At 69.3% G+C, this 14,394-nt stretch carries 16 protein-coding genes and 2 riboswitches; of the genes, 1 reads left to right on the forward strand and 15 read right to left on the reverse strand.

Going from position 1 to position 14,394, the window contains the following annotated elements:
* Positions 1-38: 38 nt before the first annotated feature.
* From gcvP to FK219_RS00905, 9 genes are all read right to left on the reverse strand, one after another.
* Positions 39-2,945, reverse strand: a complete 2,907-nt coding sequence (gene gcvP, locus FK219_RS00865; RefSeq protein WP_152581998.1) for an aminomethyl-transferring glycine dehydrogenase — start codon at positions 2,943-2,945, stop codon at positions 39-41.
* A gap of 54 nt (positions 2,946-2,999) precedes the next feature.
* Positions 3,000-3,371, reverse strand: a complete 372-nt coding sequence (gene gcvH / locus FK219_RS00870) for a glycine cleavage system protein GcvH (RefSeq protein WP_152581999.1) — start codon at positions 3,369-3,371, stop codon at positions 3,000-3,002.
* 3 nt (positions 3,372-3,374) lie between these two features.
* The gene (gcvT, locus tag FK219_RS00875; RefSeq protein ID WP_152582058.1) at positions 3,375-4,490 is read right to left on the reverse strand and encodes a glycine cleavage system aminomethyltransferase GcvT; all 1,116 of its coding nucleotides are present in this window, start codon (positions 4,488-4,490) and stop codon (positions 3,375-3,377) included.
* Positions 4,491-4,549: 59 nt separating this feature from the next.
* A riboswitch (glycine riboswitch) is annotated at positions 4,550-4,653 on the reverse strand.
* Positions 4,654-4,754, reverse strand: a riboswitch (glycine riboswitch).
* Between the two features lie 129 nt (positions 4,755-4,883).
* Positions 4,884-5,813: an ABC transporter substrate-binding protein gene (locus FK219_RS00880; protein WP_152582000.1), complete on the reverse strand. Its 930-nt coding sequence runs from the start codon at positions 5,811-5,813 to the stop codon at positions 4,884-4,886.
* Between the two features lie 3 nt (positions 5,814-5,816).
* Complete coding sequence (locus tag FK219_RS00885; protein WP_152582001.1) at positions 5,817-6,614, reverse strand: ABC transporter permease; 798 nt, start codon at positions 6,612-6,614, stop codon at positions 5,817-5,819.
* Positions 6,590-7,303, reverse strand: coding sequence for an ABC transporter permease (locus FK219_RS00890; protein WP_152582002.1), 714 nt, complete (start codon positions 7,301-7,303; stop codon positions 6,590-6,592). The genes FK219_RS00885 and FK219_RS00890 overlap by 25 nt, the downstream gene beginning before the upstream one ends.
* Entirely contained in the window at positions 7,300-8,151 is an 852-nt protein-coding gene (locus FK219_RS00895) for an ABC transporter ATP-binding protein (protein ID WP_152582003.1), read from the reverse strand. Before FK219_RS00895 ends, FK219_RS00890 begins: the two co-directional genes overlap by 4 nt.
* A 186-nt stretch (positions 8,152-8,337) precedes the next feature.
* On the reverse strand, positions 8,338-8,526 hold the full coding sequence (locus FK219_RS00900; protein WP_165638005.1) for a hypothetical protein: 189 nt from the start codon (positions 8,524-8,526) through the stop codon (positions 8,338-8,340).
* A gap of 28 nt (positions 8,527-8,554) precedes the next feature.
* Positions 8,555-9,211, reverse strand: a complete 657-nt coding sequence (locus FK219_RS00905) for an LON peptidase substrate-binding domain-containing protein (protein WP_152582005.1) — start codon at positions 9,209-9,211, stop codon at positions 8,555-8,557.
* 119 nt (positions 9,212-9,330) lie between these two features.
* On the opposite strand from FK219_RS00905, the gene FK219_RS00910 reads away from it, so the two are divergent.
* The gene (locus FK219_RS00910) at positions 9,331-10,152 is read left to right on the forward strand and encodes an SDR family NAD(P)-dependent oxidoreductase (protein ID WP_152582006.1); all 822 of its coding nucleotides are present in this window, start codon (positions 9,331-9,333) and stop codon (positions 10,150-10,152) included.
* Here FK219_RS00910 and FK219_RS00915 read toward each other — a convergent pair.
* From FK219_RS00915 to FK219_RS00940, 6 genes are read right to left on the reverse strand one after another with little or no spacing between them, the layout of a single operon-like run.
* Positions 10,149-11,036, reverse strand: coding sequence for a potassium channel family protein (locus tag FK219_RS00915; protein WP_152582007.1), 888 nt, complete (start codon positions 11,034-11,036; stop codon positions 10,149-10,151). The two genes, FK219_RS00910 and FK219_RS00915, sit on opposite strands and share 4 nt — an antisense overlap.
* Before the next feature lie 23 nt (positions 11,037-11,059).
* Positions 11,060-12,199, reverse strand: a complete 1,140-nt coding sequence (locus FK219_RS00920; RefSeq protein WP_152582008.1) for a calcium/sodium antiporter — start codon at positions 12,197-12,199, stop codon at positions 11,060-11,062.
* 9 nt (positions 12,200-12,208) lie between these two features.
* A complete protein-coding gene (locus tag FK219_RS00925; protein ID WP_152582009.1) occupies positions 12,209-12,703 on the reverse strand; it encodes a nitroreductase family deazaflavin-dependent oxidoreductase in 495 nt (164 codons plus the stop codon).
* A 57-nt stretch (positions 12,704-12,760) separates the two neighbouring features.
* A complete protein-coding gene (locus FK219_RS00930; RefSeq protein WP_152582010.1) occupies positions 12,761-13,297 on the reverse strand; it encodes a GNAT family N-acetyltransferase in 537 nt (178 codons plus the stop codon).
* A 25-nt stretch (positions 13,298-13,322) separates the two neighbouring features.
* Positions 13,323-13,868: a hypothetical protein gene (locus tag FK219_RS00935; protein WP_152582011.1), complete on the reverse strand. Its 546-nt coding sequence runs from the start codon at positions 13,866-13,868 to the stop codon at positions 13,323-13,325.
* Positions 13,869-13,898: 30 nt separating this feature from the next.
* Positions 13,899-14,324, reverse strand: a complete 426-nt coding sequence (locus FK219_RS00940; RefSeq protein WP_152582012.1) for a DUF1761 domain-containing protein — start codon at positions 14,322-14,324, stop codon at positions 13,899-13,901.
* Positions 14,325-14,394 lie beyond the last annotated feature (70 nt).

Here is a 14,394-nt window from a genome sequence, read left to right on the forward strand (position 1 = left end):
AGACAAGCACAGCGGGATGCCGGTGGAGGCAATCGCCTTTAGGCGAATGCCTCCACCGGCGGGCAGGAGCAGGCGACGTTGCGGTCGCCGTAGGCCTGGTCGACGCGGCGCACGGGCGGCCAGTACTTGTCGGCGCGCGTCGCGCCGAACCCGCCGTCGACGGTGGAGCCGGCGAGCGTGGCCGGGTAGCTGGCGAGCTCGCGCGAGTAGGGGTGCTCCCACTCGCCGACGATGACGCTCTCGGCGGTGTGCGGCGCGTTCACGAGCGGGTTGTCGCTGGCGGGCCACTCCCCCGCGGCGACCGCGTCGGCTTCGTGCCTGATGGCGATCATCGCCTGGATGAACCGCTCAAGCTCGGCGAGATCCTCCGACTCGGTCGGCTCGACCATGAGAGTGCCGGCCACGGGGAACGACATGGTGGGCGCATGGAACCCGTAGTCGATGAGGCGCTTGGCGACGTCGTCGACGGTCACACCTGTGGTTTCGCGCAGCGGCCGCAGGTCGAGGATGCACTCGTGGGCGACGAGACCGTTCTCGCCGGCGTAGAGCACGGGATAGTGCTCGCGCAGGCGCAGGGCGATGTAGTTCGCGGCGAGGACGGCGGTCGCCGTGGCCTCCGTGAGGCCCTCAGCGCCCATGAGGCGGGCGTAGGCCCAGGAGATCGGCAGGATGCTCGCGCTGCCGTAGGGCGCGGCCGAGACGGGCGCCCCGCGGTGCACGACAGTACCGACGGAGCCGGTGCGCATGTCGAAGGGCGGGTGCGCCTCCATCTGGGCCAGCGGGTGGCCGGGGAGGAACGCGGCCAGGTGCGCCTTGGCGGCGACGGGCCCCACTCCGGGGCCTCCACCGCCGTGGGGGATGCAGAAGGTCTTGTGAAGGTTGAGATGGCTGACGTCGCCGCCGAGGTCGCCGAAGCGCGCGTAGCCGAGCAGGGCGTTGAGGTTCGCGCCGTCGACGTAGACCTGGCCGCCTGCCTCGTGGACGGCGGCCGTGACGTCCTTGACGTCGTGCTCGTACACACCGTGCGTCGAGGGGTAGGTGATCATGAGCGCGGCGAGCTCATCGCCGTGCTCGGCGAGCTTGGCGCGCAGGTCGTCGAGATCGACGTCGCCGCTGCCGGTCGTGGCGACGACGACGACGCGCATCCCGGCGAGGACGGCCGAGGCCGCGTTCGTGCCGTGCGCGCTCGACGGGATCAGACAGACCGTGCGGTGATCGTCGCCTCGCGACCGGTGGTAGCCGCGGATGGCGAGCAGACCGGCGAGCTCGCCTTGGCTGCCGGCGTTGGGCTGCAGTGAGACGGCGTCGTAGCCGGTGAGTTCGGCGAGCCAGTCTTCGAGCATGCCGATCATGACGAGCGAGCCCTGCACGTCGTCGAGCGGCGCGAAGGGGTGCAGGCCGTTGAACTCGGGCCAGCTCACGGCGGCCATCTCGGTCGCGGCGTTGAGCTTCATGGTGCACGACCCCAGCGGGATCATGCCGCGGTCGAGCGCGTAGTCGCGGTCGGCGAGGCGCTTGAGGTAGCGCATCATGGCGGTCTCGCTGCGGTGGGCGTGGAACACCGGGTGCTCCATGTACGCGGATGCCCGGCGCAGGCTCGAGGGGATCGCACTGTCGAACACCATCGCCCAGTCTGACTCGAGCCCGAACACGCTCACCACGTCGGGCAGCACTGCCTCCGTCGTCTCATCGACGCTCAACCGGATGGTGTCGTCATCGACCTGCCACAGCAGCAGGTCGCGCTCGCGCGCTGCCGCCACGAGCTCGCGGGCTCGCCCGGGGGCGCTGATCTCGAGGGTGTCGAAGAAGGCCTCGTGCGCCACCGCGTAGTCGGCCCCGCGCAGGAGCGCCGCGAGCGTCGACGCCTGATCGTGCACGCGCTCGGCGATCCGGCGCAGCCCGTCGGGCCCGTGGTAGACGCCATACATCGATGCCATGACGGCGAGCAGTACTTGCGCCGTGCAGATATTGCTCGTCGCCTTGTCGCGGCGGATGTGCTGCTCACGCGTCTGGAGCGTGAGCCGGTAGGCGGGCTTGCCGTCGGCGTCCTTCGAGACGCCCACGAGTCGGCCGGGCAGCTGCCGCTCGAGCCCCTCGCGCACGGCGAGGTAGCCCGCGTGAGGGCCGCCGAATCCCATCGGCACGCCGAAGCGCTGCGTCGTGCCGACAGCGACGTCGGCACCGTGCTCGCCGGGTGGGGTCAGAAGCGTCAGCGCGAGGAGGTCGGCGGCCACGACCGCGAGGCCGCCGTGCTCCTTCACGCGGGCGATGACCGCGGAGGGATCCCACACGCGACCGGATGCGGCCGGGTACTGCACGAAGACGCCGAAGGCCTCCGGCAGGTCGGCCCGGTCGGTCTCGGCGAGCGGCAGGTACTCGAGGTCGAGCCCGAGCGCTTCCGCGCGCCCGTCGAGAACGGCGCGCGTCTGCGCGAAGAGGTCGCTATCGACCAGGAAGAGATTCGACGCGCTCTTCGACACCCGGCGGGCGAGGAGCATGCCCTCAACGACGGCCGTGGCCTCGTCGAGCATCGACGCATTCGCGGTGTGCAGCCTCGTGAGGTCGGCGACCATGGTCTGGAAGTTCAGCAGTGCCTCGAGGCGCCCCTGCGAGATCTCGGGCTGGTACGGCGTATAGGCCGTGTACCAACTGGGGTTCTCGAAGACGTTGCGCTGAATCACCGCGGGGGTGAACGTGCCGTAGTAGCCCTGCCCGATGAGCGAGCGCCGCACGGTGTTGTGGTCGGCGATCGCGCGCAACTCGGCGAGCACCTCGGCCTCCGACGCCGGTTCGGGCAACGTGCGCAGCGGGCTCGACTGGCGGATGGCGGTGGGTACGGCCGCATCCATCATCGATGCGAGGTCGGGGTACCCGAGGGCGTCGAGCATGAGCTGGCGGGCGTCGGTGTCGAGGCCGATGTGACGGTCGGCGAAGGCGTGGCTCACAGGTGTCGAGGCTCCCAGGGGTCGAGTGCGTAAAGGGCTGATGCGGTGCGCCGGTCAGGCACTGATGAGTGTGCGGTACTCGTCGGCGGTCAGGAGGGTCGGCGGCTCGCTCACGCGCAGCTTCACGAGCCAGCCCTCGCCATAGGGATCGGAGTTGATCGACTCTGGCGCGTCGACCACACCCTGATTCGCCTCGACGACCTCGCCGTCGAGCGGCGCGTAGAGCTCGCCGACCGACTTGGTCGACTCGACCTCGCCGACGATCGCGCCCGAGGTGAGCGCCGCACCGACAGCCGGCAGCTCGACATAGACGACGTCGCCGAGCGCGTCGGCGGCATACTGCGTGATGCCGACCGTCGCGATGTCGCCGTCGAGGCGCACCCACTCGTGCTCGGCGGTGTACTGCAGCTCGTCGGGAACGCTCATGGCTCACGCCTCTTTTCGATAGAAGGGAAGGGCAACGACGGTCGCGGGCACGCGGGTGCCGCGCACGTCGACGTCGAGCACGGTGCCCGGCGTCTGGTGATCGGGGTGCACGAAGGCCATCGCGATCGGGTACCCCAGCGTGGGCGACAGCGCGCCGCTCGTGACGACGCCCACCTCGGTGTCGCCCGCCAGCACCGGGTAGTCGGCGCGCGGGGCGCGACGGCCCTCGGTGCGCAGGCCTACGAGCACGCGCGCGTCGGCGGCGGGGCCGGCCTCGACCGCCGACTTGCCGACGAAGCGCGGCTTGTCGACGGCGACGACGCGGCCGAGGCCCGCCTGCACGGGCAGGATGTCGCGGCTCAACTCGTGACCGTAGAGCGGCATGCCCGCCTCGAGGCGCAGGGTGTCGCGCGCGGCGAGCCCGCAGGGCACGAGGCCGTTCGGCTCGCCCGCGGCGAGGATGGCCCGCCACAGGGAGGGTGCGTCGGCGTTGTCGAGGTACAGCTCGAAGCCGTCCTCGCCCGTGTAGCCCGTGCGCGCGATGAAGACGGCGCCGCCGGCCCACGTCATACCCATCGCGGCGTAGTAGCCGAGGCTGTCGAGTGTGCGGCCACGTGAGAGCTCGTCGCTGATCTCGAGCCCCTCCGTCTGCTCGAGGATCGCGCGCGCCGCCGGGCCCTGCACGGCGATGAGCGAGAGCTGCTCGGTCAGATCGGCGAGCTGCACCTCGAAGTCGGCCTGCCGGTCGAGAAGTGCCTCCTCGACGGCATGGCGGTTGCTCGCGTTGGCCACCACGAGGTACTCGGCATCGGCGCTCGCGTAGACGATGAGGTCGTCGATGATGCCACCGCTCTCGTCGAGCAAGAGCGAGTACTTCGCCTTGAGCAGGGGCAGTGTCGACAGCCGCCCCGCGAGCGCGACGTCGAGGAAGGCGCCCGCATCAGCTCCCGTGACGGAGATCTCAGCCATGTGCGAGAGGTCGAAGAGCCCCGCGGCGGTGCGCACGGCGGCGTGCTCGGCGAGGTCGCTGCTGTAGCGCACGGGCATCTGCCAGCCCGCGAAGCCCGTGAAGGACGCCCCCAGGGCGAGATGCTCGTCGTGCAGCGGTGATCTCTGCATCGGTGCGAGAGGGGTGGTGTCTGACACGGAGTTCTCCTGACACGTCGGGTCGGTGGAACTCCCCCTCTGTCATGAGCCTGAGAGTTTCACGCGCCCGAGATGCACGGGCGGCGCTTTCACCGTGGGCGAGGAGGCGCGAGCGCGCTCCTGCTTTTCAGAGTGGCCTGGTCGAGCGGTACGGATGACCTGAGAGATTGGCGGGGAGGCTTGCTCCTTCGGTGCGCGGCCGTGCTGCTGTGGCTCGCGCTCTCCCGCCCGACGTTGCGGCCGAGTGTGAAGTTGTCGCCTCAGACTACAACTGTCGGGCTCCCTTGGCGTGAGGAAACGCATACCGGGAAGCCACCGTGACGTGGGGCTTCCCGGTATACGCGGCAGATCGAGCGTGGAAGGAGGCTAGATCAGACCCTTTTCCTCGAGCCAGTCGCGCGCGGCGACCGAGGCCTGCACGTTCTCGTCGCCTTCGACCCGATCACGGAGGGCGATGAGGTCCTCCGTCGAGAGGGCTGCGGAGATCTCATTGAGCACGGCCGCGAGCTCGTCGCTGTACACGGCCGAGTTGAGCAACGGGAGCACGTTCTGCGCGGCGATGAGGTTGAGGGGATCCTCCAGTACCACGAGATCCTCGGCCGTGATCGCGGGCGACGTCGTGTAGATGTCGGCGACCTGCACGGCGTCGTCGACGAGCGCACGCACCGTGTCCGGTCCGCCGAAGTCCTCGATCGGGACGAACTCGACGTCGGTCACGCCGTACACCGAGGCGAGCCCCGGAATGCCGTACCCGAGCTCGCCGAACTGCGGATTGGCTCCGAGAGCGAACGGTTCGAGTGCGCTCAGGTCGCCGATCTCTACCAGGCCGAACTCGTCGGCCTTGGCGCGCGTGACCACGTAGGCGTCCTTGTCTTGAGCGGGAGACGAGTCGAGCACCTGGAAGCCGTCGGGCACGATCTCGGCGAGCGCCGCATCAACCTCTTCCGTCGATCGAGCCTCGTTCTCGGTGTCGTAGAAGAACAGGAGATTGCCGTTGTACTCGGGCATGAGGTCGATCGATCCGTCCTCGAGCGCGGGAATCGTCGCCTGTCGCGGCCCGAGATTCAGCGCCGTCTCGACGTCGAACCCTGCTTCCTCGAGAGCGATCGCGTACATCTCCGCGAGGATCTCGCTCTCGGGGAAGGCGAACGACCCGATGACGATGGTCTCACCGGTGCCCTCGGCCGGCTCCGACGGGCCCGTCGGATCAGTGGTCGCGCACCCTGCCAGAGCGACGAGCGCTCCGACCGCGACCGCACTGACGGCGAATCGTGCCTTGTTCTGTGCTGTGAACATGCGTTATTTCCCTTCGTCGGCAGAGGCTTCTGCCACCGCGCGTCGTCCGGCTGACGCCGCGCGGGTGTCTGAGGTTTCCCGGCGCACTGCGCGGGGCGTGAAGATCGGGGTGCGCAGTGCGCGCGGGCTGACGAAGCGCTGCACGAGGGCGAGCATTCCGTCGACCACGAGCGCCAGAATCGTGACGAGGAGCGCTCCACCCAGGATGCGGTCGTTGTCGTTGAACCCGATGCCGCTGGAGATGATGCGGCCGATCCCGCCGAGCCCGATGTACGAGGCCACCACGGCGGTCGCGATGACCTGCAGGACGGACGCGCGGATGCCCCCGATGATGAGCGGCATCGCCAAGGGAATCTCCACCTTGGCGAGAATCTGCATCTCGCTCATGCCGCTCGCCCGAGCGGCGTCGACGGTCGTGCGGTCGACCGACTCGATACCCGCGTACGCGCCCGCGAGCGTCGAGGGGATCGCGAGGATCGTGAGCGCCGTGAACGCCGCGGCGAACCCGGTCACGGTGAACGAGAGGAAATACCCGAAGAACACCGACAGCGCCATGAGGAGGCCGAGCGTCGGCATGGCTCGAGCGCCGCCGGTGAGCGAGATCACGAACTGCCGCCCGCGCCCCGTGTGCCCGATGTAGAACCCGAGCGGCAGGGCGATGACCGCGGAGATGAGCACGCAGATCGCGGTGTAGAGCACGTGCTCGATGAGCCGATCACTGATGGGGAGCGGGCTCTGCGAACCGGGAACGTAGTTCTCCGGGTTGACGAGCCAGATCAGCGCGCTGAGGAAGAACTCCACGACGCACCTCCCCTCTGGCGGGGCGGCGAAGGCTGCCGGGCGAGCAAGCGCAGGGGCGCCGTCGTCTGCCACGGCATGAGCACGCGCCCGAGCGCGACCAGGATGACGTCGAACAGCAGAGCGATGAGGATGCTCGCCACGATGCCGATCAGGATCTCCTCGAGGTTGTTGCGCTGCCGACCGTTGAGGAACAGGTACCCGAGGTTGCGCGAGCCGATGATCGCGCCGACCGAGACGAGGGCGATCGTGCTCACCGACACGACGCGCAGACCCGCGAGCAGCACGGGGCCGGCGAGGGGAAGCTCGACCCGCCAGAACCGTGTCCACGACGAGTAGCCGACCGCGGTCGCTGCTTGCCGCGTGTCCTTGTCGACCGAGGCCAGAGCGTCCGCTGCGGATCGCACCATGACCGCCACGCCGTAGATGGTGAGTGCGACCAGGACGTTCACTTCACTGAGAACACGGGTTCCGAGAATGTAGGGCAGGATCACGAAGAGCGGCAGGGACGGGATCGTGTAGAGCAGGCTGCCCGCGCTGATGGTGACGGCCCGCAGCGTGGGGTTGCGGTTGGCGACCCACCCGAGCGGCACGGCGATCACGAACGACAGCACGATGGGCACGACGCTCAAGCGAATGTGGCTGAGGGTGAGCTCGGCAACCAGGTCGAGGTTGTCGAGCGTCCAGCTCATCGGGGATCCGCTCCCGGGGCTGCCGGCGAACCGGCGAGCACTCCTGTCGGTCGCCCGTCGCCGTCGACGACGAGAGTCACGTCGCCGTCGCCCTGGCGGTGCTGGAGGTAGAGCTGCCGCTTGCCGGCGTCGGCACCGATGAAGCTCGCCACGAAGTCCTCCGCCGGCTCCGAGAGAATCTGGCCGGGCGTTCCCACCTGCGCGACGACTCCCCCGGTCTTCAAGATCACGACCTGATCGGCGAGGAGGAACGCCTCGTCGATATCGTGCGTCACGAACACGATCGTCTTGCCGAGTTCGCGCTGCAGCCGGTTGAGCTCCTGCTGCAGTTCTGCGCGCACGATTGGGTCAACGGCCCCGAAGGGTTCGTCCATGAGGAGCACGTTGGGGTCGGCGGCGAGAGCACGCGCGACTCCAACGCGCTGCTGCTGCCCCCCGGAGAGCTGGTTCGGGTACCTCATCGCGAGCGACTCCTCGAGGCCGACGGTGCCGAGCAGTTCGCGTGCAGCAGCTCGGGCCTGCGCCCTGGGCACCCCGTTGAGGCGCGGCACCGTCGCGATGTTGTCGACGACCGTGCGATGCGGAAGGAGGCCCGCTGCCTGCAGCACGTAGCCGATCCGGCGTCGCAGCCGCACGGGGTCGAGTCGGGCGATGTCCTCGCCATCGATGAGAATGCGGCCCCCGGTCGGGTCGACCATGCGATTGATCATGCGCAGCAGGGTGGTCTTGCCCGAGCCGGACGAGCCGACGAAGACGGTGGTCTTGTGAGAGGGCAACACGAGCGTGAAGTCGTCGACGGCTCGCGTGCCGTCGTCGAAGACCTTGGACACTCCCTGGAACTCGATCATGGCTGTCGGCTCGTCTCTGGGCGGGAATGCGGCTTCTAACAGGTCAACCCAAACATGATTCAGGCTTCCGTGCCTGGGAAGTTCATGCGCACGTGGCTGGCTGCGGCGTCCGGTCGGCGCCTGCGTGCATCACGGGAGTCGCCACTGCGGCTCCCCCAGAGCTGTGTCGCCGCGGTCGCCGGAGCCCTAGTCCGAGTCCGAGCCCGAGTCCGAGTCCGAGTCCGAGTCCGAGTCCGAGTCTTCTGAACGGAAGTACCGCACGGCTTGCCAGATGAGCAGCACGACGACCGTGAGCGCCATGAGTGCGAAGACCGGGCCCGCCCACGCGGCAGTGGCCGCGTCGGTCGGTATCGGAAGGGCGCCGAGATCGTTCATGACCTCACCCTACGACGGAGCCGCGGCTCTACTCACTCGAGCCACGGAAGTCGTCGGGGCTCGGAAAGTCGTCGTCGTCGAATTGCAGCGTGAGCATCTCTGCGGCGCCCTGGGTCACCTCGATGATGCCGCGCAGCAGTTCCTCGGTTGTCGCAGAGCGCAGGAGAGTCACCTGGTCGAGCGGCCCCACGGGCGCGATACCCGCGAGCTGCCAGACGGCCGCGACCGGGTCGTCGTCGAGCACGATGTCGGCGGGCCACTGCTGCTCGACGAACTCGCTCGCCTGGGCGATCGTGCGGCGCACGAGCTGCTCTGCCTGCTCGCGCAGGGGCTGCAGCGAATCCTGCCACTCCAGCTCGGGCAACACGCGCACCTCTGCTTGAGGGTGGGGGTCGTCGTCGAGCCATTCGACGACCTCGATGCGGCGCGAGCCCTGCGCCACGAGCCCGATGAACCCTTCGCTCGCCTCGACCTGGGTGATCTGCGCGACGGTGCCGATCGGGAACCGCTGCTCGCCCCCGCCGACCTCCGAGCCTCGCTCGATGAGGACGATGCCGAATTCGGAGGGCTCCTCGCCGAGCACCTTCGAGAGCATGACGATGTACCGCTCCTCGAAGATGCGCAGGGCGGCGGGCATGGACGGGAACAGCACGCTGCCCAGCGGGAACATCGGCAGAACCGTCATGCCGCCAGAATCCCACGGGATCCTGTGCGGGCGCGGGACGTTCGACCCTGCCGAACGGCAGAGAGGGTGACTAGCCTTGTGGTGCGCGCAGCCGCGCATCCTCACGATCAAGGAGCATCATGCAGATCACCTCGAAGGTCTTCGTCGTCACCGGCGCCGGCAACGGCATCGGGCGCGAGGTCGCCCTCCAGCTCGTCGAGAAGGGCGCGCGCGTCGCGGCCATCGACCTGAGCGAGGCGGGTCTCGCCGAGACCGTGAATCTCGCGGGAGAAAAGGGCGATGCGATCTCGACGCACGTCGTCAACATCACCGATCGGGATGCTGTGCTCGCGCTGCCCGCCGCCGTCACCGCCGCGCACGGCCAGGTCGACGGGCTGCTCAACATCGCCGGCATCATCCAGAAGTTCGTACCGATCGCCGATCTGGGCTTCGACCAGATCGAGCGCGTCATCGACGTGAACCTGTACGGCACGATCAACACCATCAAGGCCTTCCTGCCCGAGCTCACGCAGCGGCCCGAGGCCGCGATCGTCAACGTCGCGAGCATGGGCGCCTACGCCCCCGTGCCCGGCCAGTCGCTCTACGGCGCGACCAAGGCCGCTGTGGCGCAACTGTCACGCGGACTGCATTCCGAGCTCATGGCGACCAACGTGCAGGTCACGGGCGTCTTCCCGGGCGCGATCGGCACGAACATCGCGGTGAACTCGGCCATCATGACCCCCGAGGAGATGGCGGCGATGAGCGCCGGCGCTGGCGGCAAGGAGCGCAAGTCGACCCCCGCGCCCGAGGCGGGGCGGCAGATCGTCGCGGCCGTCGAGAAGGGCAGCTACGAGATCTTCATCGGCTCCGACGCTCGCTTCATGTCGCGCATGTCGCGCCTCTCGCCGAAGCGCGCGGCAGCACTCATCTACTCGCAGATGAAAGACCTGCTCGGGCACTAGCCGGTAGCGCGGCCCCGTCGGTGGTCGGCGGTGTAGCGCTCGAACACCTCCGGGGCGGCCGGCGGCTCCGTGCGGCGGCCGCCGAGGAAAGCGCCGTGCAAGTACTGCGCCAAGTCGCGCAGCGCCGCGTCGAGCACCGCGCCCGAGTGCCGCACCTCGGCGTCGGGCGAGGCGAGCGCGGCCTCCGCGATGCGCCAGGCCGCGTGGAGCGCGGAGGAGAGCGAGGCCCGCTCGTCGAGGTCGCGGAAGTAGTACGTCTCCGTCGATTGCACGTAGTCGACTCGTGCGACCGCGATCTGCTCGGCGATGGACTCGATGATGACCGCCGCGGCGGGGCGCGGAGTCTGGGTGTGCGACTCGGCGAAGCCTGCCTCCTCGAGCTGCGAAACCCGCAGGGCGAGGGAGCGGCGCCGGGCGAGTGCTCCGTGCAGTTGGAGGAACCACGTCGCGCTCGCCGAGAGCAGTGCGAAGCCCGCGAGCGCCTCGACGGGCGCGAGCACGCGCAGCCACGGCTCGATCGGCACGGTGTCCCCGAACCCGAGCGTCGTGAGCGTGGCGCCCGAGAAGTAGACCGCCTCCCAGAAGGCGACGAAGTCGGCCGGGTCGATGTCGTGCGAGTAGGCGAAGCCCTCCGGAATGTGCGGCGTGTAGATGAGGGCCCATCCGACGACCTGCGTCGCCGCCCAGATCGCGATGACGGCGACTACCGAAGCAGGACCGACGGCGAGTCCCAGACGGCGGGCCCGCCGTGTCGCGCGCCAAGAGAGCGCGAAGATCAGCCGACTGATGGTGCCACGCCCGCTGGGGTTGAGGAGCGTGTGGAATACGTCGTACGCGCTCGCGAGAACGAGCGCGATGCCGAGGGCGGAGACGAGCCAATCCATGCCGCCGAGAGTAGCCGAGTGCGTCAGCCCTCGGGCCGCGATCCCTCGTCGCTCGCGCTCGCCTCGCGCGCGGCGAGCCGTTTGCCCCGATGCAACCCCACCTCGTAGGTAGTGACAACGACGAGTGTGAGGGCGATGAGCGGCACCACGAACCACAGCATGACGTCGGTGAAACCTTCGAGAACGTCATGCTGCGTGGCTGCGAGCACGAGGTAGGCCGTGTAGGCGACGTAGATCGCCACGAAGAGCCCGCCCTCCCATCGAGCGATGATGAACCCCGTGAACGCGATCGGCAGGAGGGCGATCGCGGTGGCGAGCATGACCGGCAGGTCGAGTGAGATCGCGGCGGCGGGAACGGGGATGCCCTCGCCGAAGATGATCGCCGGCAGACCGAGCACGAGCCCGATGTTGAAGATGTTGCTGCCGACGATGTTGCCGACGGCCATGTCGCGCTCGCCGCGCCGCACGGCGATGATCGAGGTCGCGAGCTCCGGCAGCGAGGTGCCGATCGCGACGACGGTGAGCCCGACGACGAGGCTGCTCACACCGAGCCCGGTCGCGATGCTCACGGCACCGGTCACGAGCAGCTGCGAGCCGAGCACCAGGAGCCCGATGCCGACGGCGAGCAGGAGGAGCGAGAGCCACACCGGCGTGGGTCTGCCGTGGGTCGGGATCGGCGCGGTGCCGGCACCCTCCGCCCCCACGCGCACCTCCCGACGCCCGATGAGGATGCTCAGTACCGCGTGCACGACGAGCCCGGCGAGCAGCAGCACGCCGTCGAGCAGCCCGATCTGACCGTCGAGGCTCACGGCGACGAGCAGCACCGACAGTCCCACCATGACGGGGATGTCGAACCGCACGAGCTGTCGCTTGATGAGCAGCGGCACGACGAGGGCAGAGAGCCCGAGGATGAGCAGGATGTTGACGATGTTGCTGCCGATGACGTTGCCGACGGCGAGCCCCGGCTCGCCGCTGATGACCGAGCCGACGGTCACCGCCAGCTCGGGTGCCGATGTGGCCGCGGAGACGACGATGAGGCCGACGATGAGCGGCGACATGCCGATGCGGGTCGCAATGCTCGACGCACCGCGCACGAGCGCCTCACCGCCGGCAATGAGAAGAACGAGCCCGCCGAGGACAAGGAGGACGTCGAGAATCTGCACCCGCCCAGCCTAGAGTTCGCGCGTGAGCGTGAGCCGGAAGAGTCGCACGACGCGGCCGGACTCGCGCTCGTAGGCCCGGTACCCCGGCCACTGGTGCTCGATGCGGCGCCAGGCTGCTTCTCGAGCATCCCCCTCGATGAGGGCGGCGCGCACCGCGTACCGCCGCCCTCTCACCGCGATCTGCGCGTCGGGATGGGCGAGCAGGTTGTACGTCCACGCCGGATGCTTCTCGCGGGCGAAGCTCGTGCCGGCCACGATGGCGCAGCCGTGGCCGTCGGCCGTGTACATGAGGATCGAGTCGCGCGGCTGGCCGCTGCGCGCCCCGATCGTGCGCAGCACGAGCGAGGGTACGAGGAGACCGCTCAACTGGATGGAGCTGCCGGTGACCGTCGCGATCGCGCGCTCGATCGGCGGCATGAGGCGCGGGGCGAGCCAGCGGAAGGCGCGCGTGCGGGTGATCGGCGCGACGACGGCGCGGACGGTGCGGACGATCGGGTCGCTCATGCCCCCAGTGTGGCGCAGGCGGTGCCGCGAGCGCTCGGTGGTGTGATGCCTGGGGGGTCAGGCCTGGGCGGGCATCGCCGGCAGGGGCCGCAGGGCGAGGGTCATGACGAGGCTGTCGTACGCCTTGCCCGGCCACTGGATGACCTCGCGCTCGGCGAAGCCCCAGTACAGGTAGATCTCGACCAGGTCCTCGGCGGGTCGCGCCGTGTCGATACCGAGGAACGCGGCACGTCGGCGGATCGCCTCATCGCGGATCTTCTCGAAGAGCGTGCGCGCGTGGCCGTCGCCCCGATGATCGGGATGCACGGCCAACTGGTTGAGCCACGCGGCGCGACGCACGTTCGCGACCTCGCTGAGATTGCGCAGCACGCTGCTCGGCGGCATGCTCAGGGTCGCCATGCCGATGAGCTGGCCGTCCTGCTCGAGCACCCACGTGCTGCCCTGGAACGAGCGGCGGCGCGTCGTGGCGACGGTCTGGTCGACGCCGGAGAAGTTGAGGCCCCGGTCGGCGAGTTCAGCGTGCGCGAGGTGCAAGAGGTTCGTCATTTCGACGACCTCGTCCCGGTCGGCCTTGCGCAGAATCGGACCGGTCATGCGGCCCTCGGGGAGAACATTCCCCCTAGCCTACCGAGGTCGCTCCCCCGGTGGTTCGCGAGCCGCTGAGGTCAAGACGCTCCTGCACGTAGTCGCCGAGCGGTCGGAGTGCGTCATCGGGGGCGGTCGGCATCCACCGCACACGAACGCCGTCATCGGTGAGGACGAGCGGGCCGGACTCGGCGCGCATCGCCGACTCGTCGTCGAGCGGGAGGGCGCGGGAGTCGAGCACGACGGTGGTTCCCTCGCGAAAGCCGGCGTCGAGCGCGGTCTGCCGCAGGGCGCGACGCTCCTGGGCCGACGCGGCCTGATGGCCGGGGAGCACCTGGCGTGTGGCACGCAGGATGGTGCCGGGCTCGAAGGCCTCGCCGTCGACGGTGACGAGGATCGCGCCGAGGAAGAATCCTTCACCGGTGCGCCGCATCGTCGCGGGGCGCGGGATGAACCCGAGCGCGCGACGGGGCGGCACGGTGACGGCGAGCTGCTCGGGCGGGATGCCGCGGGCGGCGAGCTCGGCGGCGGCCGCGGCGAGCGCGGCTCGGGCGTCGGTCAGCGCGCGGTGAGCATCCACGTTTCTATCGTGCCGGACGCGACCTGCGCGTCAGCCGATGAGGCCGAGGACGAGGCCCGCGAGAGTGAGACCGACGATGTCGCCGCCGACCTCGATCGCCCACACGCGGAAGCCGTCACCACCGAAGAGGCGGTGCGAGAGCGAGCTCGCGGCGGCGAAGCCGATGCCGATGAGGAGGCCGGCGAGCGCGCCGCCGAGCGGACCGGCGGCGCCCTGCGCCTCGGCGACGAACCAGAGCACGCTCGCGAGCGCAATGACCTGCACGAGGGCGCCGACCGCGGTCAGACCGAAGACGACGGTCATGCCGTGCATGCCGGGCGGGTTCGCCGGGTCGTGACCCTTGGCCCGCATCCACGCGGGGTAGAAGGTCTTGGGGCCGAACCAGATCGCGCCCGTGATGAAGTACACGACGAATCCGGCGAGAATGCCCAGCCAGTTGAGCTCGAGAAGGAACATGCGCTGACGCTAGCGCGCGAGCAGTGCGCGCGTCCATGTTCGATTTCTGGGCGTCAGGTGCGGGTGGCGT

This window comes from Microcella pacifica, assembly GCF_009371975.2.
GTDB lineage: Bacteria > Actinomycetota > Actinomycetes > Actinomycetales > Microbacteriaceae > Microcella > Microcella pacifica.